Source organism: Nonomuraea sp. NPDC001831 (assembly GCF_042892035.1).
Classification (GTDB): Bacteria; Actinomycetota; Actinomycetes; order Streptosporangiales; family Streptosporangiaceae; genus Nonomuraea.
Genome location: NZ_JBIATU010000010.1, coordinates 282,102 through 307,967, shown reverse-complemented (window position 1 = coordinate 307,967; position 25,866 = coordinate 282,102). Strand labels below are relative to the sequence as shown.

Annotated in this window: 23 protein-coding genes; 8 read left to right on the top strand and 15 right to left on the bottom strand. The window is 72.0% G+C overall.

The window, feature by feature from the left end; all coding sequences use genetic code 11:
* Window positions 1-14 precede the first annotated feature (14 nt).
* The 12 genes from ACFYYW_RS30635 to ACFYYW_RS30580 form a co-directional block, all read right to left on the bottom strand.
* Entirely contained in the window at window positions 15-2,204 is a 2,190-nt protein-coding gene (locus ACFYYW_RS30635) for an alpha-L-fucosidase (protein WP_387653667.1), read from the bottom strand.
* 108 nt (window positions 2,205-2,312) lie between these two features.
* Window positions 2,313-3,170, bottom strand: coding sequence for a GNAT family N-acetyltransferase (locus tag ACFYYW_RS30630; RefSeq protein ID WP_387653664.1), 858 nt, complete (start codon window positions 3,168-3,170; stop codon window positions 2,313-2,315).
* The gene (locus tag ACFYYW_RS30625; protein ID WP_352327132.1) at window positions 3,167-4,141 is read right to left on the bottom strand and encodes a hydroxyacid dehydrogenase; all 975 of its coding nucleotides are present in this window, start codon (window positions 4,139-4,141) and stop codon (window positions 3,167-3,169) included. The genes ACFYYW_RS30630 and ACFYYW_RS30625 overlap by 4 nt, the downstream gene beginning before the upstream one ends.
* Entirely contained in the window at window positions 4,125-5,171 is a 1,047-nt protein-coding gene (locus tag ACFYYW_RS30620; protein ID WP_387653661.1) for a dihydrodipicolinate synthase family protein, read from the bottom strand. The genes ACFYYW_RS30625 and ACFYYW_RS30620 overlap by 17 nt, the downstream gene beginning before the upstream one ends.
* Entirely contained in the window at window positions 5,171-6,193 is a 1,023-nt protein-coding gene (locus tag ACFYYW_RS30615; protein ID WP_387653658.1) for an NAD-dependent epimerase/dehydratase family protein, read from the bottom strand. The genes ACFYYW_RS30620 and ACFYYW_RS30615 overlap by 1 nt, the downstream gene beginning before the upstream one ends.
* A complete protein-coding gene (locus ACFYYW_RS30610) occupies window positions 6,193-7,038 on the bottom strand; it encodes a carbohydrate ABC transporter permease (protein WP_352328755.1) in 846 nt (281 codons plus the stop codon). Before ACFYYW_RS30610 ends, ACFYYW_RS30615 begins: the two co-directional genes overlap by 1 nt.
* The gene (locus ACFYYW_RS30605; RefSeq protein ID WP_352328753.1) at window positions 7,035-7,889 is read right to left on the bottom strand and encodes a sugar ABC transporter permease; all 855 of its coding nucleotides are present in this window, start codon (window positions 7,887-7,889) and stop codon (window positions 7,035-7,037) included. The genes ACFYYW_RS30610 and ACFYYW_RS30605 overlap by 4 nt, the downstream gene beginning before the upstream one ends.
* Window positions 7,889-9,112 (bottom strand): ABC transporter substrate-binding protein, encoded by a 1,224-nt coding sequence (locus ACFYYW_RS30600; protein WP_387653653.1) that lies wholly within the window; start codon window positions 9,110-9,112, stop codon window positions 7,889-7,891. Before ACFYYW_RS30600 ends, ACFYYW_RS30605 begins: the two co-directional genes overlap by 1 nt.
* A gap of 12 nt (window positions 9,113-9,124) precedes the next feature.
* The gene (locus ACFYYW_RS30595) at window positions 9,125-10,345 is read right to left on the bottom strand and encodes a Gfo/Idh/MocA family protein (protein ID WP_387653650.1); all 1,221 of its coding nucleotides are present in this window, start codon (window positions 10,343-10,345) and stop codon (window positions 9,125-9,127) included.
* A complete protein-coding gene (locus tag ACFYYW_RS30590) occupies window positions 10,346-12,412 on the bottom strand; it encodes a hypothetical protein (RefSeq protein WP_387653647.1) in 2,067 nt (688 codons plus the stop codon).
* Between the two features lie 11 nt (window positions 12,413-12,423).
* A complete protein-coding gene (locus ACFYYW_RS30585; protein WP_387653644.1) occupies window positions 12,424-14,373 on the bottom strand; it encodes a hypothetical protein in 1,950 nt (649 codons plus the stop codon).
* A gap of 176 nt (window positions 14,374-14,549) precedes the next feature.
* Window positions 14,550-15,347: an IclR family transcriptional regulator gene (locus ACFYYW_RS30580; RefSeq protein WP_352329134.1), complete on the bottom strand. Its 798-nt coding sequence runs from the start codon at window positions 15,345-15,347 to the stop codon at window positions 14,550-14,552.
* Between the two features lie 161 nt (window positions 15,348-15,508).
* Here ACFYYW_RS30580 and ACFYYW_RS30575 point away from each other — a divergent pair, with 161 nt between their 5' ends.
* The 4 genes from ACFYYW_RS30575 to ACFYYW_RS30560 are packed head-to-tail and all read left to right on the top strand — an operon-like array spanning window position 15,509 to window position 19,604.
* Window positions 15,509-16,846, top strand: a complete 1,338-nt coding sequence (locus ACFYYW_RS30575) for an aspartate aminotransferase family protein (protein ID WP_387653641.1) — start codon at window positions 15,509-15,511, stop codon at window positions 16,844-16,846.
* Window positions 16,833-18,014, top strand: a complete 1,182-nt coding sequence (locus ACFYYW_RS30570; protein ID WP_352329130.1) for a mandelate racemase/muconate lactonizing enzyme family protein — start codon at window positions 16,833-16,835, stop codon at window positions 18,012-18,014. The genes ACFYYW_RS30575 and ACFYYW_RS30570 overlap by 14 nt, the downstream gene beginning before the upstream one ends.
* On the top strand, window positions 18,004-18,846 hold the full coding sequence (locus ACFYYW_RS30565) for an amidohydrolase family protein (protein ID WP_387653638.1): 843 nt from the start codon (window positions 18,004-18,006) through the stop codon (window positions 18,844-18,846). Before ACFYYW_RS30570 ends, ACFYYW_RS30565 begins: the two co-directional genes overlap by 11 nt.
* Window positions 18,843-19,604 carry an SDR family NAD(P)-dependent oxidoreductase gene (locus ACFYYW_RS30560; RefSeq protein ID WP_387653635.1) on the top strand — a complete coding sequence of 254 codons (762 nt, stop codon included), beginning with the start codon at window positions 18,843-18,845 and terminating at the stop codon, window positions 19,602-19,604. Before ACFYYW_RS30565 ends, ACFYYW_RS30560 begins: the two co-directional genes overlap by 4 nt.
* A gap of 36 nt (window positions 19,605-19,640) precedes the next feature.
* Here ACFYYW_RS30560 and ACFYYW_RS30555 read toward each other — a convergent pair whose 3' ends face one another.
* Window positions 19,641-20,222, bottom strand: a complete 582-nt coding sequence (locus ACFYYW_RS30555) for an HD domain-containing protein (RefSeq protein WP_387653633.1) — start codon at window positions 20,220-20,222, stop codon at window positions 19,641-19,643.
* Between the two features lie 114 nt (window positions 20,223-20,336).
* Between ACFYYW_RS30555 and ACFYYW_RS30550 the strand changes: the two genes are divergently transcribed.
* Genes ACFYYW_RS30550 through ACFYYW_RS30535 form a run of 4 tightly spaced genes read left to right on the top strand, consistent with a single transcriptional unit; the run spans window position 20,337 to window position 24,093 of the window.
* Window positions 20,337-20,618 (top strand): metal-sensitive transcriptional regulator, encoded by a 282-nt coding sequence (locus tag ACFYYW_RS30550; RefSeq protein ID WP_387653630.1) that lies wholly within the window; start codon window positions 20,337-20,339, stop codon window positions 20,616-20,618.
* A gap of 22 nt (window positions 20,619-20,640) precedes the next feature.
* A complete protein-coding gene (locus ACFYYW_RS30545) occupies window positions 20,641-20,853 on the top strand; it encodes a copper ion binding protein (protein WP_352330522.1) in 213 nt (70 codons plus the stop codon).
* Window positions 20,850-21,824 carry a hypothetical protein gene (locus tag ACFYYW_RS30540; protein WP_387653626.1) on the top strand — a complete coding sequence of 325 codons (975 nt, stop codon included), beginning with the start codon at window positions 20,850-20,852 and terminating at the stop codon, window positions 21,822-21,824. The genes ACFYYW_RS30545 and ACFYYW_RS30540 overlap by 4 nt, the downstream gene beginning before the upstream one ends.
* Window positions 21,825-21,852: 28 nt before the next feature.
* Window positions 21,853-24,093 (top strand): heavy metal translocating P-type ATPase, encoded by a 2,241-nt coding sequence (locus ACFYYW_RS30535; protein ID WP_387653623.1) that lies wholly within the window; start codon window positions 21,853-21,855, stop codon window positions 24,091-24,093.
* Window positions 24,094-24,176: 83 nt separating this feature from the next.
* Here the strand turns inward: ACFYYW_RS30535 and ACFYYW_RS30530 are convergent, their stop codons facing one another.
* A complete protein-coding gene (locus ACFYYW_RS30530; RefSeq protein WP_352331469.1) occupies window positions 24,177-25,124 on the bottom strand; it encodes an NlpC/P60 family protein in 948 nt (315 codons plus the stop codon).
* A 233-nt stretch (window positions 25,125-25,357) separates the two neighbouring features.
* Window positions 25,358-25,846, bottom strand: a complete 489-nt coding sequence (locus tag ACFYYW_RS30525) for a universal stress protein (protein WP_387653620.1) — start codon at window positions 25,844-25,846, stop codon at window positions 25,358-25,360.
* Window positions 25,847-25,866: the final 20 nt, after the last annotated feature.

Sequence of the window (25,866 nt, the reverse complement as noted above, 5' to 3'; positions counted from 1 at the left end):
GTCCGCCGCCTGCGTCAACGGCCTCTCACCCGTACCTCGGCCAGGGCGAGCGGGTCGGTGCCGGAGGAGAGCTGGATGCGCACGTGCCGGCCGGTGGTGCCGGCGGGCAGCTTGACCGTGCTGGGCCGGCCGGCCTGTTCCTGCACGTGCACGGCGGTCACGCCCGGCGTCGTGCGGGCCGCCTCCAGGCCGTCGGCGGTGATCGGCTGCTCGGAGGACATCACCCAGTAGTCCCGCAACCGTTCGGCGCAGCAGTCGGTGCGGTTCCAGATCTCGACGCTGTCCAGGGCGGCCGAGGCCCCCAGGTCGACCTGCCACCAGGCTTCCCTGGCCGGTTCCTGGGTGTGGGTGACCGAGCCGTTCCAGAAGCCGCCGTCGGTGTTGCCGTCCACGGCCCGCGCGGCCGGGGCGTCGTAGCCGGTGCTCTGCTGGGTGGCCGGCTTGCCCTGGGCCAGGTTCGGCAGCACCACCGAGACGGGGATCCGGTACGCCGCGCGCAGCCGTCCGGACTTGAGCGTCGCCTGGATCCCGAGCGCGGCGGGCTGGGCTCCGGGCGGCACGGTCACGGTGACGGGCACCTCGGTGCTCGCCCCGGCGGCCAGGTGGCCGATCCGGGTGCTCGCCGGGGTGACCGTCCAGCCGTCGGGCGCGGCGAGGGTCAGCGTGGCCGCGCGCAGCGGCGTGGAGCCGGGGTTGCTGACGGTCACCTTGCCGGTGACGCTCTCACCGGCCTGCACGTGCTCGGGCAGATCGGTGCCGAAGCGCGGCAGGGCCGTCACGCCGGGCGTCTCGATCTTGAACGAGTAGGCGTACTGCCCGGTCTCGGCGGGCGTGGTGACGACCACCCGGCCCTGCTCGTCGCGCTGCCACGGCAGCGGGCCGGCGTCGGAGCCGAGCAGCGTGATCCGCGTCCCGGGGCCCGCCGGCACGTCCGCGCCCAGCGTCAGCTGCTCGCCCGGCCACTTCAGCGCGGTCGCGTAAAGGACGCCGTCCTTGACGGTGTACCGGACGTCGTCCGGGCCGCCCTTCTCCTCGGCGCGCGTCCAGTACGTGGTGCCGTACATGGCCTCGCCGTTGACCTTCAGCCAGGAGCCCATGTCCAGCAGCCGTTCGCGCTGCACGTCGGGGATGGTGCCGTCGGCCTTCGGGCCCACGTCCAGCAGCAGGTTGCCGTTCTTGCTGACGATGTCCACGAAGGAGTCCACGAGCTGGTCGGAGGTCAGGTAGTCCTCGACGGGCTCGTTCTGGTTGTAGCCGTAGGAGTGCGCGATGCCGCGGCTGGCCTCCCACTTGACGGGGTCGATGTCCGGCTTGACGGAGTACTCGGGCGTCTGGAAGTCCAGCTCGTGGCTCTCCAGCGCGCCGCTCTCGATCTTGCACCGGTTGGCGACCGCCACCTCCTTGCCCTTCTTGGCCGCCTGGTTGTAGTAGTCGGCGATCACCCCGGCGGTCTGCCACTGGGCGGCCGAGCGGTCCCACTGGCCGTCGCACCACAGGATGTCGGGGTCGTAGCCGTCGATCAGCTCGCGCATCTGCGGGAGCATGTAGTCCTTGACGTAGTCGCCCTGCTGCGGAGCCCCGGTGTAGGGCACCGGCTGCCCGGTGTACGGGTTGGTCGCCGGAGTGCCGGTGAACAGCGGGTTGTACCACTCCATGAGCGAGTAGTAGAAGCCCGCGCGCAGCTTCCCGTCGGCGCGGGCCGCGGTGAACAGCTCCTTGGCCAGGTCCCGCTTCGGGCCCAGCGCCATGGTGTCGCGCTCGCTCACCTTGCTGTCCCACAGGGCGACGCCCTCGTGGTGCTTGGAGGTGAGGACGAAGTACTTGGCCCCGGCGTCGTTGAAGAGCTTGACCCAGTCGGCGGGGTCGAACTTCTCGGCCTTCCACTGCTCGGCGAAGCGGTCGTAGGCGAAGTCCGGCCCGTAGGTGTCCCGGTGGTAGCTGTTGGTCGCGTTCCCGGGGGAGTTCATGTAGTACCAGTACCACTCGGCGTAACTGCCGCGCGGACCCCAGGCCGGGACGGAGTACGCCCCCCAATGGAGGAAGATGCCGAACTTGTCGTTGTTGAACCACTTAGGGGTCGGGTGACTGTTCAGGGATTCGACGGTGGGCTCGTAGGGGCCATCCGTGGCAGCCTGAGCAGGAGCGGGAAGACATCCGATGACACTGAGCATGGAGACGGCGAGAAGTCGACGTAAGCGGGCCATGTCCACTCCAAAGCGGTGAAGAGATTGGAGGAAAGGTAGCCCGATCTCCGTTCCCTCGGCAAGAGCTGCACGAAGATTCATCCGATGTCTGGTGGAGAAAAGCGGCTGTCAGAAGTAGTCCGCCGGCCAGTGGGCCGCGTTCTCCGCGCCCACCACGGGCCCCGGATCGCCCAGGATCGCGCGGGCCATCCCCGTGCGGTCCCGCTCCCGGACGACGCTCGCGAACAGGTGCGGCAGAGCCGGCTCGTCCCAGGTCAGCCTGGCCCGGCCGGCACGGACGCCCCGGGCCGCCGCCTCGGCGGCCAGCGCGGAGAGCACCCCGGCCAGGTCCCCGGCCACCTCCAGCACGTCGAGGACGCCGCCGTCCCACCGCACGGCGGCGTACCCGGCGTCCCCGGCCAGCAGCTCGACCGGGTCGCCGTACCAGATCGGCAGCCGGTCCCGCCAGTGCGCCTCGTCGCGCACGGCGGTCAGCGGACGCCGCGCGTTGTGCCGCTCGTACACCTCCCGCAGCACCGCCGCCTCGCCCGCCGGGATCCGGCGCAGCCCCCGCCCGGCCGGGCCGGTACGGCGCAACGGGCCGGACACGGTCCGCAGCTCGAAGCCGGTCCACTCCTTGTAGACCCCCGGCGTGCCGGTGAACAGCAACGACCACGCGCAGCCGTCGGCCGCCATCGCCTCGGCGGCCAGCGCCAGCAGCCGCCGGACGTGCCCGCGCCCGCGGACCGACGGATGGGCGGCGACGTTGGCCACGCCGCCTGCCCGCACCTCGCCGCCCAGGCCGTCGTGGAGCCGGCGCGGCAGGTAGTACACGCAGGCCGACACGTCGCCGGTCACGAACGTCCTGCCGTACCGGCCGGGGTCGGTCTCGTACAGGGGCACCACGTGCGGGGCGTCGAAGCAGGCGGCCCACAGCGCGTAGAGCGCCTCCCGGTCGCCCGGACGGGCGGTGCGCAGGGACGTCATCCCATCCTCCCCAGCAGCTCCGGCGTCACCTCGTGCGCCAGCGGCACGCCGCCGGCGTACCGGGCGATCTCCTCGACCACCACCCGGCCCTGCCGGGCCCGCCCCGAGTCGGTGCCGGCCGCCTGGTGCGGGGTGAGCAGCACGTTCGGCAGCGCGCGGAACGGGTGCCCGACCGGCAGCGGCTCCTCGTCGAAGACGTCGATCGCCGCGTCCAGCCGTCCCGCACGCAGCTCGGCCAGCAGGGCGGCCTCGTCCACCAGCCAGGACCTGGCGGTGTTGACCAGCCCGGCGCCGTCGGGCATCAGCGCCAGCTCCCGCGCCCCGAGCAGGTGGCGCGTCTCCGGCAGCGCCGGGGCGTGCACGGCCACGATCCGGCTGGTGGACAGCAGCTCGTCCAGCTCCACCGCGCCCTCGTGGTATGGGTCGGCGACGGTGACCTCGGCGCCGAGCGCGCGGACGAGGTCGAGGTAGGCCCGGCCGGTCCTGGAGGCGCCGATGACGCCGATCGGGCAGCCGAGGATCTCTCGCCTGGCCGGCGCCCGCTCGGCCGCCTCCCACGGCACGCCGCCGCGCAGGGCGTGGTCGAAGCGGTGCACCTGGTGCAGCAGCGCCAGCGTGAACGTCAGCGCCACCTCCGCCACCGACCGGGCCATGGCCGCGCCCGCCTGCGTCACCCGGACGCCCCGCGCCCACAGCTCGCCGGTGACGAACGGCTTGACCGTCGCCCCGGTGTGCGCGACCAGCCGCAGCTCCGGCGCCCGGTCGAGCAGGTCGGCGGTCAGCGGCGGCACCCCCCACGAGGTCACCAGCACCTCGGTGCCGGGCAGCGCCTCGGGCAGCGCGCGGTGGTCGTCGAGCAGCCGCACGTCGCCCAGGGCCAGCAGGGCCGCGGGGTCGGGGAAGAACTGCGCGCGCAACGACGGCGGAACGCTGACCAGGACGCGCACGGCGGAGTCAGCCGAGCCAGGCATCGCGGTGCTCCGCCACGAAGTCGTCGTCGGTCAGCCACGGGTAGGCGGCGCTGACCCGGGTCAGCTCCTCGGCCTGGCCGGGGGAGAGGCCCTCGTCCGGGTCCAGGCACCAGGTGCCGGCCAGCAGGCCCTGCCTGCGCAGCACCTCGTGCACGCCGGCGATGCAGCCGGCGAAGGCGTTGGCGCTGTCGAAGACGGCGGCGTTGGCGTCGGTGAGCGCCGTGGCCCGGCCCCACCACCGCGCCGGGTCGTCACGCAGGCCGTCGACCATCTCCACCGCCGCCCGGGTCCACACCGCCCACTGGCCCAGCAGGCCGCCGGCGAAGCGCAGGCCGCCGGGCAGCTCGGCCAGCAGGTCGCCGATGATGTGGTCGTCGTTGCCCGTGTAGAGGGTGACCTGGTCGGCCCGGTCGGAGGCGGCCACGCCGTGCGCCACGTCCAGCGAGCGGTAGCGGTCGAACGCCGCCACCTTCACCGCGACCGTGGAGGGCTGGTCGGCCAGGGCCCGCCAGAAGCCGCGCGACAACACCGGCCCGCCGATCGCCGCCTGGAGGTAGAAGCCGACCACCGGCAGCACCTCGCCCACGGCCCGCGCCCGCGCCAGCAGGTCGTCCTCGGAGGCGCCCGGCACGACCGGCGAGAGCAGCACGGCGTCGTACCCGAGCGAGGCGGCCAGCTCGGCCTCGGCCACCGCCTGCGCGGTCGGCCCGCACGCCCCGGCGACCAGCACCGGCCGCTCCCGCGCGGCCTCACGGGCGGACTCGTGAGCGACGTCGGCGGCCAGCCGGAGGACCGGCTCCAGCAGCCCGGCCCCGCGGATCTCGAACTGGGTCGTGTGCACGCCCACGGCCAGGCCGCCCGCCCCCGCCGCCAGGTAGTACCGGGTGAGCGCGGCCTGGCGGCGCTCGTCCAGCGTACGGTCCGCGGTGAGCGCCAGCGGGTGGGCGGGGATGACGGTCCCCGCCCGCAGGCGCGCCAGCGCGGGATTCGACAGCGCGGGATTCGGCAGGGCGGGATTCGGCGTGGGCATCAGAATCTCCCGTCTCGTACGGCGAACTTGGTGGGCTTGCCCGACGTCGGCAGTCCGGCGGCCAGCCAGTCGGCCTGCCATTCGACCAGCGTGCCCAGCGGCACGGGCGGGTAGCCGAACAGGCGGTGGCAGAGCGTGGCGTCGTTCAGCAGCGCCGTCGCGGCCTCCGACCCCTCGAACGACACCGGCCTGCCGAGGCGCGCGCCGAAGGCGGCGGCCACCCGGCGTACCGAGGCGGTCTCGGGGCCGGTCAGGTTCAGCGTGAACGGCGTGCCCGCCGTCGCGTGGGCCAGCGAGCGCAGCACGACCTCGTTGGCGTAGCCCTGCCAGACCACGTTGACGTGCCCGGTCGTCACGTCCACCGGAGCGCCGGACAGCACCCGCTGCCCGATGTCGGCCAGCACGCCGTACCGCAGGTCCACGGCGTAGTTGAGGCGGACGATCGTCACGGCCGTGCCGCGGGTGGCGGCCGCGTGCTCGAAGACGCGCTCGCGGCCGAGGCAGCTCATCGCGTACTCGCCCACCGGCCCGACCGGGTCGCCCTCGACGCTCCCGCCGGACGACAGGGGCACCAGCGGGTAGACGTTGCCCGTGGACAGCGCCGCGACGCGGGCGCCGCCGTACCGTTCGGCGACGCGGGCGGGCAGGGCCGCGTTGACGACCCAGGCCAGGTACGGCGCGGCGGACGTGCCGAACTTCGCCCCGACCATGAAGACCACGTCCGCGGCGTCGGGCAGCGTGCCCAGGTCGCCGTCGAGCAGGTCGAAGGGGACGACGTCCACGCCGTGCGCGGCGAGGGCGCCGGCCGCCGCGCGGTCGGACCACCGGGAGACGGCGAAGACGCGGTCGGCGCCGCGCCCGGCGGCGTCCAGGCCGCGCCGGGCCAGGCGGCACAACGTGGGCCCCATCTTGCCCCCGGCGCCCAGCACGACCAGGTCGCCGGAGCCGGCGGCGAGGTCGGCGACGAGCGACTCGGACGGGCGGGTGAGGTGTTCTTCCAGATCGTCGACGGAGGTGAACATCAGCCCTTGATCCCCGACATCGTGACTCCTTCGGTGAAATAACGCTGGCCGACCAGGTAGGCGGCGAAGATCGGTACGAACGCGACCGTGGCCCCGGCCAGCACGACGCTGAGCGGCACGTTCTCCGTCTGCAGGGAGGCGATGCCCACGGTCAGGGTGCGCATGTCGGCGCCGCCGCCGATGATGAGCGGCCAGAGCAGGTCGTTCCAGTGCCACAGGAAGACGAAGACGCCCAGCGTGGCCAGGATCGGCTTGCACAGCGGCAGGACGATCCTGATGAAGATCCGCCATTCGGAGGCGCCGTCGAGCCGGGCCGCCTCGAACAGCTCGTCCGGCAGGCCCATGATGAACTGCCGCATGAGGAAGACCGCCTGCGCGTTGGCCAGCGTCGGCAGGATCAGCCCCCAGTACGTGTCCACCCCGCCCAGCTCGGCGATGAGCATGAAGGTCGGGATGAGCGTCACGTGGTAGGGCACCATGACCATGGCCAGGAACGACCAGAACATGGGCTCGCGGCCGGGGAAACGTTTCTTGGCGAAGGCGTATCCGGCCAGCGAGGCCAGCAGCAGCACGGCCACCACGCTGACCACGGAGTAGATCAGCGTGTTGACCGTCCAGGTGATCAGGTCGCGGCCGCCCAGCACCTCGCCGTAGGCGCTGAAGTCGACCGGCCAGGGCAGCATGCTCTCCGGGAACGTCACGGCCGTGCCGGGCTTCAGCGACAGCACGACCATCGCGTAGAACGGGAACAGCGTGACCGGCGTGGCGACGGCCAGCAGGACGAACCTGGCGACCTTGCCGCCCCTGGTCGGCTCCAGCGCCTTGTACGGGCGGTATGTCGTCACTTCGACCTCCCGATCATCAGGCGCTGGATCAGCGCGACCACGAGGGTCATGACGAACAGCGCGACGCCGATGGCGCTGGCGTAGCCGAAGTCGAAGTTCTTGAACGCCTGCTCGTACAGGGCCATGACCAGGGTGAAGCTGCCGTGCGCCGGGCCGCCGCCGGTCATCACGTAGACCAGGTCGAACACCTGGAAGGAGTTCGTCGTCTCGATGACGGCGACGAAGAACAGCGCGGGGCGCAGCTGCGGGGCCACGATGTAGCGGAACCGCTGCCAGGTGGAGGCGCCGTCGGTGAGCGCGGCCTCCTCCAGCTCCCGCGGCAGGTCCTGCAGCCGGGCCAGGACGATGAGCATGCCGTACCCGAACCTGGACCAGACCGAGACGATCACCAGGGCCGGGATGACCAGCGTGGTCGAGGCCAGCCACGACTGCCCGGTGAGCTTGGTGATCGGCCCCTCGGAGGAGAACAGCCAGGTGAAGACCGTCCCGGCCAGGACCAGGCTGGTGACGACGGGCAGGAAGAAGACCGAGCGGAAGAAGGCCGCCCCGCGGAAGGCACGGCGCACCAGCAGCGCCATGCCCACCGAGGCGGCCATCGACGCCGGCACGTACAGGATCGTGTAGATCAGCGTGATGCGCAGCGACTCCCAGAAGACGGGGTCGGCGGCCATCCGCCGGTAGTTGTCCACGCCGGTCCACTCCGGGCTGGCGCCGATGGAGGAGTCGAAGAACCCCAGCAGCACCCCGGCGACGGACGGGCCGAACCGGAACAGCAGGAACAGCAGGAGGCACGGCAGGACGAACAGCAGTCCGGTCCGCGCCTCCCACCGCCTGACGTCGATCGCCGCCATCAGCCACCCAGCAGCGCGTCCGCGGCCTTGGCCGCGTCGGCGAGCGCCTGCTCGGGCGTCTTCTTGCCGATCAGCGCGGCCTGGATCTCGGGAGCCAGGACGCCCATCACGTCACGCGCCTTCTCGTGCAGCGGCCCGGCCGTGGTCAGGTCCAGCGCCTTCTCCACCTCGGCCTGCACCGGGTCGGCCGCGTACAGCGAGCCGGTGGACTTGCGCGGGGAGAAGTAGCCCGAGGCCAGGTCGTAGGCCTTGCTCGGGGCGGCGCCGGTGGCGAAGCCGATCCACTTGCCCGCCGCCTCCTTGTGGTCGGACGCCTTGAGCAGGGCCAGCGAGCCGACCGTGCCGTAGGCGACCTGCTTGGCGTCGGTCAGCGGCGGCAGGACCTTGATGTTCTCCTTGCCCCAGAACGACTCGACGTCGGCGGGCAGCTGCTGCCAGGTGCAGGCCACCTTGTTCTGCGCGGTCCTGGTCTGCTCGAACTTGGGCAGCCCGGTCAGCAGGTCCTTCTCCACGTAGCCGCCGTCGGCCAGCTTCTTCAGGAAGGTCAGCGCCTTGACGCCCTCGGCGCCGCCGAAGGCCGCCGCCTTGCCGTCGGGGCTGAACACGTCGCCGCCCGCCTGCCACAGCAGCGGGTAGAACGACTGGTTGAGGGTGGCGGCGGGGTCGGCCCAGTAGTTGGTGACGTCGATGTCCTCGGCCTTGAACTTGGGGGCCAGGGCGAGCACGTCGTCCCAGGTCTTGGGGAACTCGGTGACGCCGGCGGCGTCGAACGCCTTCTGGTTGCAGACCAGCGGGTTGGCCGACATGAGGATCGGCGCGCCCATGACCTTGCCGTCGATGGTGACCGACTTCAGGGCGTTGTCCCGGTAGTCGGCCTTGTCGGCGAGGTAGGCGTCCACCGGCTCCAGCGTCCTGGCGTACTTGGGGAGCTGGTCGGGGATGAGGTAGACCACGTCCGGCGCCTTGTTGCCGGCGATCGCCGTGGACAGCGCCTCGTCGCGCTTGGCCCACGGGTAGATCTCGACCTTGACGTCGATGTTCGGGTTGGCCGCCTCGAACGCCTTGGTCTGCTCGTCCCAGAACGCCTGGTGCTTGGGCTGGTCGGCGATGTTCGGGTAGATCCACATGGTCACGGTCTGCTTCTCGTCGCCTCCGGAGCCGCCGCCGCAGGCGGTCAGCGTGCCGAGGGCGGCCGCAGCGGCGGCCAGCGCGCGCAGTCGCATGATGGTTCCTTCCTAGAATGCGGGCACGGTGACGACCGTGCCGCTGTGCCGGGCCTTCTCGGCGGCGAAGACCGCGAGGTGGCTGTGGAGCGACTCGGTGGGGCCCGAGCGCACGTGTGCGGGGTCGCCGGTGGCCAGCGCGGTGACGAAGGCGTCCATCACGCCGTCGTCGCCGCCGCCGTGGCCGTCGCCGGCGTTCGAGCCGGTCTCGGCGACGCTGCGCCGGCTGCTGCGGCCGTCGCGGAAGTCGAGCACCTCGACCGACTCGCCGTCGCCGATCAGCCGCCCGTGGGTGCCGAAGATCCTGGTCTGGCGGTGGGTCTGCTCGGTGAAGGCGGTCATGGTGAAGGTCGCGGTCGCGCCGCCGGTCAGCTGCATGGCGAGCACCTGGTGGTCGACCACGTCGTTGTCGCAGGCGTAGACGCACCTGCCGTACGGGCCGGTGCGCAGGGCGTCCATGACCTGCTCCTCGTTCTCGCCGAGAACGCTGGTCGGCCAGTCGTAGCCGCGGTTCAGGTACAGGCGGGGAGCCGAGTACGGGCACCGGGGCTCCAGGACGCAGTCGAGGCAGCGGTCGGCGGCCTGCTCCGGGCGCCGCTCGGGCCTGAAGTGGCCGAGCGAGCCGAAGCTGGCGACCTGCTCGATCCTGAGCCCGGTGACGTAGGTCAGCCAGTCGAGGTCGTGGGAGGACTTGGCCAGCAGCATCGGGCTGGCCAGGCGCTCGCTGCGCCAGGGGCCGCGCACGTAGGAGTGCGCCTGGTGCCACCAGCCGACCGGTTCCAGGTGCTCGACGCTCATGACCTCGCCGAGCACGCCGCTGTCCACGGTCTGCTTCACCAGCGCGGTGTAGGGCGTGTAGCGCAGCACGTGGCAGACGGCGAGCAGCACGCCGGTCTCGCCGACGGCCGAGACGATCTCGCGGCACTCCTCCTCGGTCGGCGCCATGGGCTTCTCGACGAGCAGCGCGTAGCCCGCCCGCGCCAGGGCGATGGCGGGCTCGACGTGCAGGCGGTCCTGGGTGGCCAGGACGACGGCGTCGGCCACCCGCTCGCGCAGCAGGTCGCGCCAGTCGCCGAACTCGCGCACGCCGGGGCCGGCCAGCCTGGCCCGGCGGGCGGGGTCGGGGTCGGCCACGGCGACCAGCTCCGCGCGATCGGGGTGCGCGGCGATCCAGGAGGCGTAGGTCTGCCCCCGGTTGCCCGCTCCCGCGACCGCCAGCGTAATTTTTCGCACCTAAATCACCAGATTTCCTGATGTGAGGACCTTCGGGCCGTCGGCCGGCAGCTCCCTGGCGACGCCCTCCTCGACGTTGCCCGTGTGCTGGACCACCTCGAACGCCTTGATCGACAGACGGCCGCCGCCGAACTGGCAGCCGGTGGCCATGTAGCGGTTCCGGCCGGCGTCGAGTTGGACGTGGGCTCCGGCGTTCTGGCTGCGCACCCCGGCCAGCTGCCAGGAGACGAGCCCGGCGGCCTGCACCCGCGACAGCCCGGCCTCGGCCAGCTCGGTGCCGCCGTCGAGGCGGATGCGCTGGTCGGCCTTGCCGGCGGCGGCCAGGCCCACGTTCTTCACCGTGCAGCCGGTCAGCGACACGGAACCGGCCAGCACCAGCGGGGCCGCGCCCTCGGCGCCGTTCAGCGTCGAGCCGGACAGGCGCAGGTCGGCGCCGTTGAAGGCGTTGCCGTTCAGGCCGTGGAACGTGGTGCGGCTGACGTGCAGCGGCGCGGTCACGTTCGCCTGGACGATCTCGCTCTTGGCCGGGACGGTGAAGACGCAGCCCTCGATCAGGTTGGGCCGCCGCGACAGCTTCGACTGCTGGGAGACGATCAGCGTGTGGCTGGCCGAGCAGCCGCGCATCTGCACGCCGTCGGCGTTGACCCAGATCATGCCCGAGCCCTCCAGCGACGGCTTGCCGATGACCTGGAGGTCCTCCAGCGTCAGGTCGGTGACCTTCACCCGGGCCACGAACCACGAGCAGACGTGCTTGCGCACCGTGATGCGCTTGGCCGCCGAGCCCCAGGCCGCGCCGGAGTTGGCGAAGGTCATCAGGCCGGAGTTGCCGGTGTAGGTCAGGTCGTGCTCGTACTGGCCGTGGGTGACGAACGGGCCCTGGTCGTCGCCGTCGCCGTGGCAGTTCTCCACGTAGCAGTAGGCGCTGGCGGTGAAGTCGTTCAGGTGCCGGGCGTTGGCCGTGTGGCAGTCGCGGACGTGGCCGTACAGGCAGTAGATCTGCTGGGTCAGATAGCCCGCCCCGCCCCAGGTCACGCTGGCGGGGTTCTTCAGCGTGCAGCGCTCGGTGCGGAAGTGGGTGGCCCAGCGTCGCATGATCAGCGGCCAGAACGTGCCCGTGCCGTGGATGCCCTCGACGTCGCAGTGGACGGCGTACTCGTAGGCCAGCGGGTGCGAGCCGGTGTACTGGTCGCCGTCCGCGACGCCCTCGAAGCGCAGGTTGCGCACGTGCACGCGCTCGACCGGCTCGACCAGGGTCCAGGTGATCGTGCGGCCGGCGGCCAGCTCCCAGCCGTTCTTGTAGTTGACCCGGATGTGCGTGCCGTCGACGATCTGGGTGACCTCGACCAGCTTCTGCAGCTCGCGCTCCCAGCGGCCGGACAGCGCGTTGACCTCGGCGCTCCACCACTGCCCGACCTTGAAGGCGGCGGAGTCGGCCACCTCGAAGACGTCCGCCAGGTCGGGCACCGGGGCGCTCAGCTTGTGGCTGACCGTGGTGCTGGTGACCTTGCCGCGGAAGAACATCACCGCCGCGAACGGGTCGTCCTGGCCCGCCTTCTCGATGCCGACGGTGCGCATCGTGTGGCCGCCGAAGTCGAGCACCAGGCCGGAGCGCTGGAACTTGTGACGCTTGACGAAGTTGAGGTCGCTGTGGGCCTCGATCCTGGAGACGGCGGGGTCGTTGACCATGGCCTCCAGCGCGGCGTCGGCGGGGGTCTTGTCGTCGAAGACGCCGAAGGCGCGGAAGTCGAGGCAGCCGTCGTGCAGCTGGATCCAGCGGCCCTGGGGCGCGGAGCCGAGCACGGTGCCGCCGTTGGCGGGCGTGGTGGCGGCGGCGTCCCAGCGGACGAGCTTGCCGCCGCCGTCGCCCGGCTTGAGATAGCCCGCGACCTGCGCCAGCGTGCCGTCCGCCAGTTTGGCGGCCTCGAAGGCGAGCAGCTCGGCCACGGTGGCGACCGCGTGCACCTCGTCCTTGGGCTTCTTGTCCGGCTCGGCGAGCGCGGGCCTGGCCATCAGGACGGTGCCGACAGCCGCTAAACCGGTGACGCGCAGGATGTCACGACGTTCCATGGGGTGGTTCCTTACAGTGCGAGGGTGTCGGCGATGAGGACGCGGGGGCCGGCGGGCGGGAAGGCGCGCTCGACGCCCTCCTCGGTGCAGCCGGTGTGCACCAGGACGGTGGCGGCGGTCAGGTCGAGGCGGCCGCCGGTGAACCGGGAGCCGGTGGCGCGCCAGCGGTTGTCGCCGGTGGCGAGCTCGACGCGGGTGCCGGTGGCCGTGCAGGCGGCCAGTTCCCAGGTCAGGACGCCCGGACCGGCGGCCCGGCCGAGCGTGGCGTTCTCCAGCGTGACGCCCTCCAGGCGCAGCCGCTGGTCGCGGACGGCGCTCAGCTCGACGCGCACGCCGTCGAGCCGGCCGCCGCTGATCACGACGTCGGCCGAGCCCACCGAGACCGTGCCCGATCCGCTCAGGACGCAGCCGGTGAAGCGCAGCGGGCCGGAGCCGCGCAGGGTTGCGCCGTCGAGACCGGTGACGGCGCACTCCTTGAAGTGCAGCGCGTTGCTCACCGGCGTCTGCACCAGCACCTGATCCTTCGGCAGGTCGAAGGAGCAGCCCTCGATGACGTTGGGCCGGCCGGAGCGGTTGGACCGCTGGCCGATCGCGACGGTTCTGGCCGAGCAGCCGCGCATGTGCAGGCCGTCGGCGTTCACCTGGAGCGTTCCCGCCGGGTCGAACGTCGAGCGCGGGATCACCCGCACGTCCTCCAGCGTCAGGTCGGTGATCTTCGTTCCGGCGACGAACCACGAGCACAGGTGCTTGCGCACGGTGATGCGCTTGGCGCTGGTGCCCCAGAGGGCGCCGCTGTTGGCGATGTCCATCAGGCCGGAGTTGCCGGTGAAGACCAGGTCGTGCTCGTACTGGCCGTGGGTGGTGAAGGGGTTGCCGCCCTCGTCGTCGCCGTCGCCGTGGCAGTTCTCGACCGTGCAGTAGGCGCTGGCGGTGAAGTCGTTGAGATGGCGGACGTTGGAGGTGGTGCAGTCGGCGACGTGGCCGTACAGGCAGTAGATCTGCTGGGTCAGGTAGCCGGCTCCGCCGTACATGACGGTCGGGGGGTTCTTCAGGCTGCAGCGCTCGGTGCGGAAGTGGGTGCACCAGCGTCGCATGATCACCGGCCAGAAGCTGCCGGTGGCGTGCACGTCCTCGACGTCGCAGTGGACGGCGTACTCGTAGGCGACCGGGTGCGAGCCGGTGTACTCGTCGCCGCCCGGGGCCGCCTCGAAGCGCAGGTCGCGCACGTGCACGCGCTCGACCGGGTTGATCAGCGTCCAGGTCAGCGTGCGGCCGGCGGCCAGCTCCCAGCCGTTCTTGTAGTTGACCCGGACGTGCCGGCCGTCGATGACCTGGGTGATCTGGACCAGGCGCTGGAGCTCGCGCTCGTACGTGCCGGCCAGGGCGTTGACCTCCACGGCCCACCACTGGCCGACCCGGAACTGCCGGGAGTCGACCTCGAAGACGTCGGCCAGGTCGGGGAGCGTGGCCGTGAGCGTGCCGGTGACCGTCGTCCCGGTCCGCTCGCCCTGGAAGAACAGGACCGCGCCGAAGGGGTTGTCGTGGGAGTTCTTCTCGATGCCGGCGGTGGTCATGGTGTGGCCGCCGAAGTCGAGCACCAGGCCGGAGCGCCGGAAGGTGTGGCGCCTGACGAAGTTGAGGTCGGTGCGGGCCTCGATCCTGGAGACGGCCGGGTCGTTGACCATGGCCTCCAATGCGTCGTCGGCGGGGGTCCTGTCGTCGAGGACGCCGAAGGCGCGGAAGTCGAGGCAGCCGTCGTGCAGCTGGATCCAGCGGCCCTTGGGCGCGGAGCCGAGCACGGTGCCGCCGTTGGCGGGGGTGGTGGCGGCGGCGTCCCAGCGGACGAGCTTGCCGCCGCCGTCACCGGCGCGGTGGTAGCCCGCGACACGCAGCAGCGTGCCGTCGGCGAGTCGGGAGGCGTCGAGCGCGAGCAGGCGCGCGACGTCGGCTACATGGTTCATGGGGGGAGGCCTTCGGGGAACGGGGTGATGGGAAGGCCGGGCGACGTGCGAAGGCGGGCAGGCGGCGGTGCTGCAGCCCAGACGTCCGGCGCCGGGGGCCGCGGCGCTCGGAGTCGGATCTTCGCCCGAAACGATTGGCGAGGACGCTAGACAGTGGGAACGGATCTGTCAAGCCGTCACGGGGCGTGCCCGAGATGCTGGGAGATCATCGCCGCCGTCTCTCTCACCTCCCGGCCGAGCTCCTGGTAGCGCCAGGCGGGCAGGTCGCGCTTGAGCGAGGTGATGCTGATCGCGCCGACGCAGGCGCCGGTGTGGTCGCGCAGCGCGCTGCCGATGCAGAAGATGCCGTCGGCGTCCTCCTCGTCGTCGACCGCGTAGCCGAGCTCCCTGACCGTCTTCAGGTGGGCCAGCAGCACCGGCAGCTCGGTGATGGTGTTGCCGGTGCGGCGCGGCAGGCCCACGTGGCCGACGACCCTGGCGACCTCCTCGTCGCCCATCTCGGCCAGCAGCGCCTTGCCCAGCCCGGTGCAGTGGGGCAGCTCCCTGGTGCCCATCCGCAGGTCGACCTGGATGCGCTCGCCGTTGCTCACCTGGTCGACGACGACCGCCTGGCCGGCCTCGGGCACCGCGAGCCTGGAGTTCATGCCGGTGCGTTCGGTGAGCGCGACCAGGGCGGGGCGGGCCACGTCGCGCAGCGAGAGCTGCTCCTGGGCCCTGGCGCCCAGCCTGGACAGGGCCATGCCCAGCCGGTAGCGGCGGTTCATGCCCTCGCCGTCGTCGGCGACCAGGCTGTAGCCGCGCAGCGTGTAGAGGGTGGCGAAGGCGGCGCTCTTGCTCAGCCCGCAGGCCGCGGCGACCTCGGTCACGCTCATGCCGCCACCCGGCCCCACGCGGGACAGGACCTCCAGCACCTCGGCGGCGCGGGCGACGCTGCGGACCCAATATCGCGATTCCTCAGCAGCAGTGTTCGTCACAGCCGAACAGCTTAGCGGAATTCATCGTTGACCCCCACCCATTCTCGTGTTTCAATCTCCCTCACCTGTTCGGTATTGCCAAACACTGTTCGGAATTTGTGGCGGACGATCAGCGCTTCCCAGGCCGGGCCGGGCCGGGAGGCGCGTCGGAGGAGAGAGATTTGAAGCACCTAGCCGAGCGCGCACGCCAGGTCATCCCGGGCGGCGTGAACAGCGGGCAGCGCAGCATCCCCGGGCTCACCGACCTGGTGATCACCCATGCCGCCGGCGCCCGCTTCCGCGACTCGCAAGGACGGGAGTTCGTCGACTACCACGCGGCCTTCGGCCCGCCGCTGCTCGGCCACAACGACCCCGACGTCGCCGCGGCCGTCGCCGAGGCCGGCCGTACGGTGGACCTGTGCGGCGTCGGCGTCACCGCCGGCGAGGTGGAGCTCGCCGAGACGCTCGCAGAGCTCGTGCCGAGCGTGGAGAAGGTGCTCCTGACCAGCACCGGCAGCGAGGCCACCTTCCACGCCCTGCGCGTGGCCAGGGCCGCGACCGGCCGCCGGCTCGTGGTGAAGTTCCAGGGTTGCTACCACGGCTGGCACGACGCGGTCAGCCTCAACGTGATCTCCACGCCGGACAAGGTCGGCAGCCACGACCCCATCTCGACCGGCATCCTGCCCGAGGTGCTGCAGGCCACGCTGGTCCTGCCGTTCAACGACCCCGAGGCGGTACGCCGGGCGTTCGCCGAGCACGGCGACGACATCGCCGCCGTCATCCTGGAGCCGGTGCCGCACAACGTCGGCTGCCTGCTGCCCGAGCAGGAGTTCCTGCAGACGCTGCGCGCCGAGTGCACCAGGGCGGGCAGCGTGCTGATCTTCGACGAGGTCATCACCGGCTTCCGCCACCACCTGGGCGGCTGGCAGGCGATCTCCGGGATCACCCCCGACCTCACCACCATGGGCAAGGCGATCGCGAACGGCTACCCGGTGGGCGCGCTCGGAGGCCGCGCCGATCTCATGGAGCTGTTCAGCTCGCGGCCCGGCGGCCCGGCCTTCTTCGCCGGCACCTACAACGGCCACCCCGCCGTCGTGGCGGCCGCCCTGGCCACGCTGCGCAAGCTGCGCGAGGAGCCGGTGCACGAGCACGTCTTCCGCCTCGGCGAGCGGATCAGGACCGGGCTGGCCGAGGTGTTCGCCTCGCTGGACATCCCGGCGCTGGTCAGCGGGTACGGCTCGGTCTTCGTCGGATATTTCATGACCGGACCCGCCCGCACCTACGACGACCTGCTGCGCAATGATGCCAACATGTTCATCGGGTACCGCCGCCGGCTGCTGGAGCACGGCGTCTTCGAGCTGCCGCTGAACCTCAAGCGCAGCCACGTCTCCTACGCCCACACCGACGCCGACGCCGACCACCTGCTGGAGGCGGCCGCCATCGCGGCCCGGCACGCCCGCGGCGACGTGCTCGACCTGACCGACGCCAGCACCATGGGCGGTGCCGATGCTCACCGTTGACACCAGCCGCCCGGCCGGGCCCGCCGGCCGGATCAGCCGCGTCGAGACCCTCTCGCTGGGCACCGCCTGGCGCGACTTCTCCTACGTGCGCATCCACACCGACGAAGGGCTGAGCGGCATCGGCGAGATCACCCACCCCTACCGGGGCCGGGAGACCTGCTCGCTGACCGAGGCCATGGCGCAGCGCCACCTGATCGGCGCCGATCCCTTCGACGTCGAGGAGATCTGGCTGCGGATGTACCAGGGCGACTTCCTGCGCGGCGGCGACGTCGGCGGCATCGTCGTCTCCGGCGTCGACCAGGCGCTCTACGACATCATGGGCAAGGCGCTGGGCGTGCCCGCCTACCGGCTGACCGGCGGCGCCTGCCGCGACCGGGTGCGGGTCTACGCCAACGGCTGGTACACCGGCGAGCGCGATCCGCAGGTGTTCGCGGCCAAGGCCAAGGAGGTCGCCGCCCGCGGCTACACCGGGCTGAAGTTCGACCCGTTCGGCGCAGGGCTGGGCGAGTTGTCCCGGGCCGAGCTGCGGCTCTCGGTGGACATCGTCGCGGCGGTCCGGGAGGCCGTGCCCGACCTCGACCTGTTCGTCGAGGGGCACGCCCGGTTCGCGATGCCGACCGCCGTCCGGCTCGTGCGCGAGCTGGAGCCGTTCGACCTCGGCTGGTTCGAGGAGCCGCTGCCGTGGACGCACATCGAGCGCTACGCCGAGCTGCGCGCCCGCGCCGCCATGCCCATCTCCGGCGGCGAGCACTTCCACAACCGCTACGAGTACGCCCGGCTGTTCGCCACCGGCGCGGTCGACATCATCCAGCCCGACCTGTCGATGGCCGGCGGGTTCACCGAGATCAGGAAGCTGGCCGCGCAGGCCGACGTGCACGCCATGCTCGTCGCCCCGCACAACTCCAACTCCCCGCTGTGCACCACGGCCTCCGTGCACGCCGTGCTCGGCATGCCGAACCTGCTCGTCCTGGAGACGTTCGACGGCATGCTGGAGCCGTACGTCTTCGACGCGCTGAAGGGCGTCCTGCCCGTCGTCGACGGCCACGTCGGCCTGCCGGAGCGGCCCGGCCTCGGCGTCGAGCTGGCCGACGAGGTCTTCGCCGAGCACCCGCCGTCCCACCGGTTCTGGAACATGTTCAAGGAGGGCTGGGAGAAGCGTGATCGTTGACGTCCACTCCCACTTGTTCAGCTGCCCGGACGACGTCGGCGACCCGTTCGCGGCCGAGTCCGCCCGCGCGCACGGCGGTCACGTCGACCTGACCGTGCGCTGGGCGGACTACGCCGCCACCTCGCCGGCCGGCACCCGTACCGTCGTGGTGGGCGGCAAGGCCAGGCGGTCGGGCCTGTGGGTGGACGACGCCGCCGTGGCCGCCTACGCCGCCGAGCACCCCGACCGGCTCATCGGCTACCTGTCGCTCGACCCCACCCAGCCCGGCTGGCGCGACGAGCTGGAACACGGCCACCGCGACCTGGGGCTGCGCGGCATCAAGCTCATGCCGATGTACGCCGGTTTCGACCCGGCCGCACCCGAGCTGGACGACCTGTACGCCTACGCCGCCCGCCACGGCCTGCCGCTGCTCGTGCACACCGGGACCACGTTCGTCTCGGCCGCGCCCCTGCGCTACGCGCTGCCGGTGCACCTGGACGAGGTCGCCATCAGGCATCCGGAGCTGCGCATGGTCCTGGCCCACCTCGGCCACCCGTACGAGGGCGAGTGCATCGCGGTGATCCGCAAGCACCGCCACGTCTACGCCGACGTCTCCGCCCTGCACTACCGCCCCTTCCAGCTCTGGCACAGCCTGCGCCTGGCCCAGGACTACGGGGTGTGGGGCAAGCTGCTGTTCGGCAGCGACTACCCCTTCACCACGGTGGACGCCTCGGTGGAGGGGCTGCGGGCGGTCGGCGCCGTCTCCGGCATCCCCGGTCTGCCGCCTCTCGACCGGGAGGAGATCGAGAAGCTGATCCACCGCCCGTCGCTCGACCTGCTGGGGCTGTCATGACCGAACTGGCCGTGGTCACCGGGGCCGCCAGGGGCCTCGGCCAGGCCATCGCCGCGCGCCTGACGGCCGACGGCTACCGGGTGATCACCGTCGACCGGCCGGGCGCGGGCTGCGCCTACGGCTTCGACCTGGCCGACACCGAGGGCCTGGCCGGGCTGGCCGACGAGGTCCGCCGCGACCACGGGCCGATCCACGTCCTGGTCAACAACGCCGGGGTGGCCCGGCTCGAACACTTCAACGAGATCACCGTGGCCGGCTGGCAGGCCGTCATGCGGGTCAACTGCGACGCGCCGTTCTTCCTGGCGCAGCGGGTGGCCGAGCACATGATCGCGGACGGCGTGCGGGGGCGGATCGTCAACGTCTCCTCCAAGAACGGCCTCATGGCCGAGGCCGGGCTGGCCCACTACAACGCCTCCAAGGGCGCCCTGGAGCTGATCACCCGCTCGCTCGCCGCCGAGCTGGGCGCCCACGGCATCACCGTCAACGCCGTGGCGCCCGGCATGATCGCCACCCCGATCGACGGCGACTTCCCCTTCGACCGCGCGGCCTTCGAGGCGGCGTGGGAGGAGCGCATCCCGCTGCGCGGCGGGTACGGCAGGCCGGACGACGTGGCCGGCGCGGTGGCGTACCTGGCCTCGGAGTCGGCCCGCTACGTCACCGGCTCCACCCTCGTCGTGGACGGCGGCGTGCTGGCCGACCAGATGCCGAGGACGCGGTTCATGCCGCCGTACCGGAACTCGTTGCGGCCCGGTTCCTGACCTGCGGCGTCGCCGGGCTTGGAGCAGGGGCTCGGGTCAGCCGCCGTCCAGCGGGTTGGCGGCGATCCGCCCGGCGACGTCGTTCCGGACCGACGCGGCGGCGGCGCTGTCCGGCTTGCGCCTGGCCTGGTCCTCGAAGCAGGCGAGGAACTCGGCGCCGAAGCCCAGCCTGGGGTAGCGGGCCAGCAGCTCCGCCCTGGCGTCCGGCGCGAACTCCTCGGGCCGCCGCCCGACCACGTCCCAGCTCGTGGCGACCTGCAGCAGGTGGGACTCGGGGTCGTCGGCGGCGGACACGTCGGCGCGCATGTGCAGCCTGATGATCTCCGCGGCCCGCTCGGCCCGCTCCGCCGGCCAGCCGGCCGCCGTGCCGAACACCCAGGCGAGCTGCCCGCCCGCCTCCTCGAACGGCAGCCGGTGGCTGTCGAAGGGCTCGGTCAGCCCCATGTCGTGCAGCAGGGCCGAGACGTAGTAGAGCTCGTCGTCGAAGGCGATGCCGTGGGCCGCGCCGTACATCGCCCCCCACAGGTAGGCGCGCACGCAGTGGTTGAGCAGCGCGGGCGAGCAGTAGCGGCCGGCCACCGACAGCGCCGCGGCGGCGGCGGGAGTCTCCGGGAACATGCCCTCAGCCTTTCATCCGGCCACCGGAGCTCGTCGCGGGGGCCGCCACTTGCCTTCTGCATACCATAGGGGGGTATAGTGTGCTCAACGGCAACGAGCCGAGGGAGGGCTGACATGGCTGGACACGGCAGTAGCAAGCAGGACCAAGGGATGCGGTTGCGCCGCATCGAGGGGCAGGTCCGCGGCCTGCAGCGCATGGTCGAGGACGACAAGTACTGCATCGACATCCTCACCCAGGTGTCGGCCGCCACCAGCGCCCTGAAGTCGTTCTCCCTGTCGTTGCTGGAGGACCACCTGGCCCACTGCGTCGCCGAGGCCACCGCGAAGGGCGGCCCGGAGGCCGAGGCCAAGGTCAAGGAAGCCTCCGACGCCATCGCCAGACTTGTTCGTTCCTGACCGGATTGAAGGAGAGACCGATATGAGCACCACCACCTACACCGTCCAGGGCATGACCTGCGGCCACTGCGTCAGTTCGGTCAAGGAAGAGGTCGGCGAGGTCGCCGGGGTGACCGGCGTCGAGGTCGATCTGGCCTCCGGCCTGCTGACCGTCGAGAGTGACAGCCCGATCGACGCGGCGAAGATCGTCGCCGCCGTCGAGGAGGCCGGGTACGAAGTGGCGAACCAGTCGTGAACACCGCAGCCAAGCTCGGCTCCTACGCCCTGGGGCTGGCCGTCGTCTTCGGCGGCGCCCTGGGCGCCGGCAAGGCCGTGGGCCCGGTCGGGGCCGCTCCCGCCGCCGACCACAGCGCCATGACGGCCACCCCGGAGACCGCGCAGAGCGCGGGCCACAACCAGCACACAGCCCAGCAGACGACGACGAAGAAGAACGATACCCCCGGGGGGCTCCAAGTGTCCGAGAACGGTTACACCCTCAACCCGCTCACCACGTCGCTCAAGCCAGGCGAGCCCGCCGACTTCCGCTTCTCCGTGACCGGCCCCGACGGCCGCCCGGTCACCGACTACCAGGTCCAGCACGACAAGAAGCTGCACTTCATCGTGGTCTCCCGCGACCTGGGCAGCTTCCAGCACGTGCATCCGGAGATGTCGGCCGACGGCATCTGGTCGGTCAAGGTCACCTTCCCCGAGGCGGGCGGCTACCGGGCCTTCGCTGACTTCGCGCCGACCGGCGGCCAGGCCCTGACGCTGGGCGCCGACCTGGCCGTGGCGGGCGACTACCAGCCCAAGCCGCTGCCGGAGACCGGCCGCAGCTCGAAGGTCGACGGCTACGAGGTCACCCTCGACGGCGACCTGACGCCGGGCCAGGCCAGCAAGCTCACCCTCAAGGTCAGCAAGGACGGCAAGCCGGTCACCGACCTGCAGCCCTACCTCGGCGCCTTCGGCCACCTGGTCGCCCTCCGCGCCCGCGACCTGGCCTACCTGCACGTCCACCCCGACGGCGAGCCGGGCGACGGCAAGACGCAGCCGGGACCCGAGATCGTCTTCTACGCCGAGGTGCCGAGCGGCGGCGACTACCGCCTGTTCCTGGACTTCCAGCACGAGGGCGAGGTCCGTACCGCCGACTTCACGCTCGCGGCCGGGCCGCGGCCCGCCACCCCCGACGCCTCGGCGACGCCCGCCGGGCACGGCAACCACAGCCACTGAGAAAAGCCACTGGGAAAGGGGAACGGTGATGACCTCTGTCACCGATGACCGGCAGAACGCGGTCGAACTCTCGATCGGCGGCATGACCTGCGCCTCGTGCGCCAACCGCATCGAGCGCAAGCTCAACAAGATGGACGGTGTGACCGCCACGGTCAACTACGCCACCGAGAAGGCGAAGGTCACCTTCCCCGAAGGCGTCGATCCGCAGCAGCTGATCGCCCAGGTGGAGGCGGCCGGCTACACCGCCGCGCTGCCCGCGCCGCCCCGCTCCGAGGGCGAGCCGGGCGAGCGGGAGCCGGAGGACGAGCTGCGGCCGCTGCGCAGCCGGTTGATCACTTCGGTGGTGCTGGCGGTGCCGGTGATCGCGATGGCGATGATCCCGCCGTTGCAGTTCACCAACTGGCAGTGGATGTCGCTGGTGCTCACCGCGCCGGTCGTCGTCTACGCCGGCTGGCCCTTCCATAAGGCCGCCTGGACGAACCTGCGCCACGGCGCCGCCACGATGGACACGCTGATCTCGGTCGGCACCATCGCCGCGCTCGGCTGGTCGCTGTGGGCGCTGTTCTTCGGCACGGCGGGCACCCCGGGCATGACCCACCCGTTCGCGTTCACGATCGAGCGCACCGACGGGTCGGGCAACATCTACCTGGAGGCCGCGGCGGGGGTGACCGCGTTCATCCTGGCCGGACGCTACTTCGAGGCCCGCTCCAAGCGCCGGGCGGGCGCCGCCCTGCGCGCCCTGCTCGAACTGGGCGCCAAGGACGTCGCGGTGCTGCGCGACGGCGTGGAGACCCGCATCCCCAGCGACCGGCTGGCCGTGGGCGACCGGTTCGTCGTGCGGCCCGGCGAGAAGATCGCCACGGACGGCGTGATCGAGGAGGGCACCTCCGCGGTGGACGCCTCGATGCTGACCGGCGAGTCGGTGCCCGTCGAGGTGCGTCCCGGTGACGCCGTCACCGGGGCGACGGTGAACGCGGGCGGCCGGCTGGTCGTCCGGGCCACCCGGGTCGGCGCGGACACGCAGCTCGCCCAGATGGCCAAGCTGGTCGAGGACGCCCAGACGGGCAAGGCGCAGGTGCAGCGGCTGGCCGACCGGGTGTCGGGCATCTTCGTGCCGATCGTGATCGCGCTGGCTCTCGGCACGCTGGGTTTCTGGCTCGGCACCGGCGACGGCGTCGGCGCGGCGTTCACCGCCGCGGTGGCCGTGCTGATCATCGCCTGCCCGTGCGCGCTCGGCCTGGCCACCCCGACGGCGCTGCTGGTCGGCACCGGCCGGGGCGCGCAGCTCGGCATCCTGATCAAGGGCCCCGAAGTGCTGGAGTCCACCCGCCGCATCGACACGGTGGTGCTCGACAAGACGGGCACCGTCACCGAGGGCCGGATGACGCTCACCGGCGTGCACCTGGCCGAGGGCGAGGACGAGGCCGAGGTGCTGCGCCTGGCGGGCGCTCTGGAGCACGCCTCCGAGCACCCGATCGCGCAGGCCGTCGCCAAGGGCGCCGCCGCCCGGGTCGGCGACCTGCCCACCCCCGAGGACTTCGCGAACGTCGAGGGCCTCGGCGTCCAGGGCGTCGTGGACGGGCACGCGGTCCTGGTCGGCCGGCCGAGGCTGCTGGAGGAGTGGTCCCAGCACCTGCCGTCCGACCTGGAACGCGCTCTGCACGCCGCCCAGGCGGGCGGCAGGACCGCCGTGGCGGTCGGCTGGGACGGCAAGGCCCGCGCGGTGCTGGTGGTCGCCGACGTGATCAAGCCCACCAGCAAGGAGGCCATCCAGCAGCTCAGGGCGCTCGGTCTCACCCCGGTCCTGCTGACCGGCGACAACGAGGCCGTGGCCAGGACGGTGGCCGCCGAGGTCGGCATCGACGAGGTGATCGCCGAGGTGCTGCCCGCCGACAAGGTCGACGTCGTCAAGGAGCTCCAGGGCGAGGGCAAGGTCGTGGCCATGGTCGGCGACGGCGTCAACGACGCGGCCGCGCTCGCCCAGGCCGACCTGGGCCTGGCCATGGGCACCGGCACGGACGCCGCCATCGAGGCGTCCGACCTGACCCTCGTCCGCGGTGACCTGAGGGTGGCCGCCGACGCGATCAGGCTCTCCCGCCGGACGCTCGGCACGATCAAGGGCAACCTGTTCTGGGCCTTCGCCTACAACGTGGCCGCCCTGCCGCTGGCCGCGCTCGGCCTGCTCAACCCGATGATCGCGGGGGCCGCGATGGCCTTCTCCAGCGTGTTCGTGGTCAGCAACAGCCTGCGGCTGCGCCGCTTCAAGTGAACAACGGCCTCCAGTGAAGAGGGCTCCGGGCGCGACGCCTGGGGCCCCTTTCGCGTACCCGGCCCGTGCGCAGCCGTCGCCGGTCAGGGGCGGACGGCGCCGAGCAGTCGGGTGCGCCAGTAGTCGTCGAGGTCGACCACCTTGACGACGTCGCCGGTCTGGGGCGCGTGGACCATCTTGCCGTTGCCGGCGTACATGCCCATGTGGCCGAGTCCCTTGCTGAAGAGCAGGTCGCCGGGCTGCAACGCGTCGAGCGAGACGCGTCTGCTCGCGCCCCAGGCCCATTGCGTCCAGGTGGTGCGGGGCAGCTCGACGCCCGCGGTGCGCCAGGCGGCCTGGGTGAGGCCGGAGCAGTCGTAGGAGTTCGGGCCCTCGGCGCCGTACTGGTAGGGCTTGCCGACCTGGGCGAAGGCGAACTGCAACGCCTGGCGGGCGTTTCCCGAGGCCGAGCCGGTGTACCTGATGCCGGCGCTGTTGGGATCGCCCGCGCGGAAGGCGCCCAGCCTGCGCAGGAGCTTCGTCTGCGCCTTGACCAGCGTGTCGACCTTCGCCTTCTCCGCCCGCACCTTGTCGCGCGCCGCGTCGGCCTCGGCCAGCACGGCCCGGGCCTCGTCGCGCCGGGCGCGCAGGTCCTTGGTCGTCGCCTGGAACGCCGCCAGTTTCGCCGCCCTGGCCCGGGAGATCTGCTCCAGGGCGGCCATGCCGCTCAGCACCTCGTCGGGGGTGCCGTCGGCGACGAAGCGGCCCCAGGTCGTGAGCGGGCCCGACTGGTAGTCGCTGACCACCGCCGAGACGAGGTCCTTGCGTAATCCGTCCGCCTGGGCGTTCTTGCGTGCGACCTCGGCGTTGAGCGCGTCGTACTTCTGCTTGGCCTTCTTGTGCGCCTCGGTCGCCTGGTTGTACTGCTCGACCACCTCGTCGGCCCGCTCGTTCAGCTTCACCAGCCTGGCCCTGGCCTTGGCGGGCGACGGATCGGCCGAGGCGACGCCTGGGATGGAGACCGCCGCGACCGCCGCAAGTGTCACGGCCACTGCCGCTCGCCCCAGCCTCGTCGCCACGACCACTACGATGCCTCCTCGTACGCCTCCACGCCTGAGGCGGAATAGTACCGAAATGTGCCCTGCTTGTTGGCATTTCGCCGGTACTATCCCGCGTAACAGGCCGTCGTTCCGGCTCGTGTGGGGATACGCACGCCACGTCCGGCGCGTTCACCGGAACGCCGAAACGCCCGGCTCCGATAGGAGCCGGGCGTTTCCCGACGACCTCAGCGGGCCGCGCGGTGCTCGGCGGCGCGACGCGCGTCGGCCAGCGGCTTGGACGGGACGATCAGCGTGGGACGCGCGGTGGCGTGCATGACATGGGTGGACGTGCTGCCCGACAGCAGCGCCCGCAGCCCCTGCCGCCCGCGCGAGCCCAGGACGATCAGCGAGGCGTCGACCTCCTCGGCGGCGTCGACGATGGCGGCGGCGACGACCTCCTCCGGCACCGAGGCGACCCGCGGCTCGGCCCGCAGCCCGAGCGAGCGGGCCAGGTCGGCGCCCTCGGCGGCCAGCCGTTCCGAGGCGTCCAGGGTCCTGGCGTCGATGTCCCGCAGGTCCTCCAGGGCGGGATGCCCTTCGAGGTGGGCGGCCAGGCTCTCCAGGGGCTGACGGGCGTACAGCACCACCGCGGACGCGCCGGGGAACAGCCGGGCGGCCTCCTCGACGGCGTGGCGGGCGTCGGGTGAACCGTCGTAGGCGATGAGGATGGACATGGGTTCTCCTTCGGAGCTGT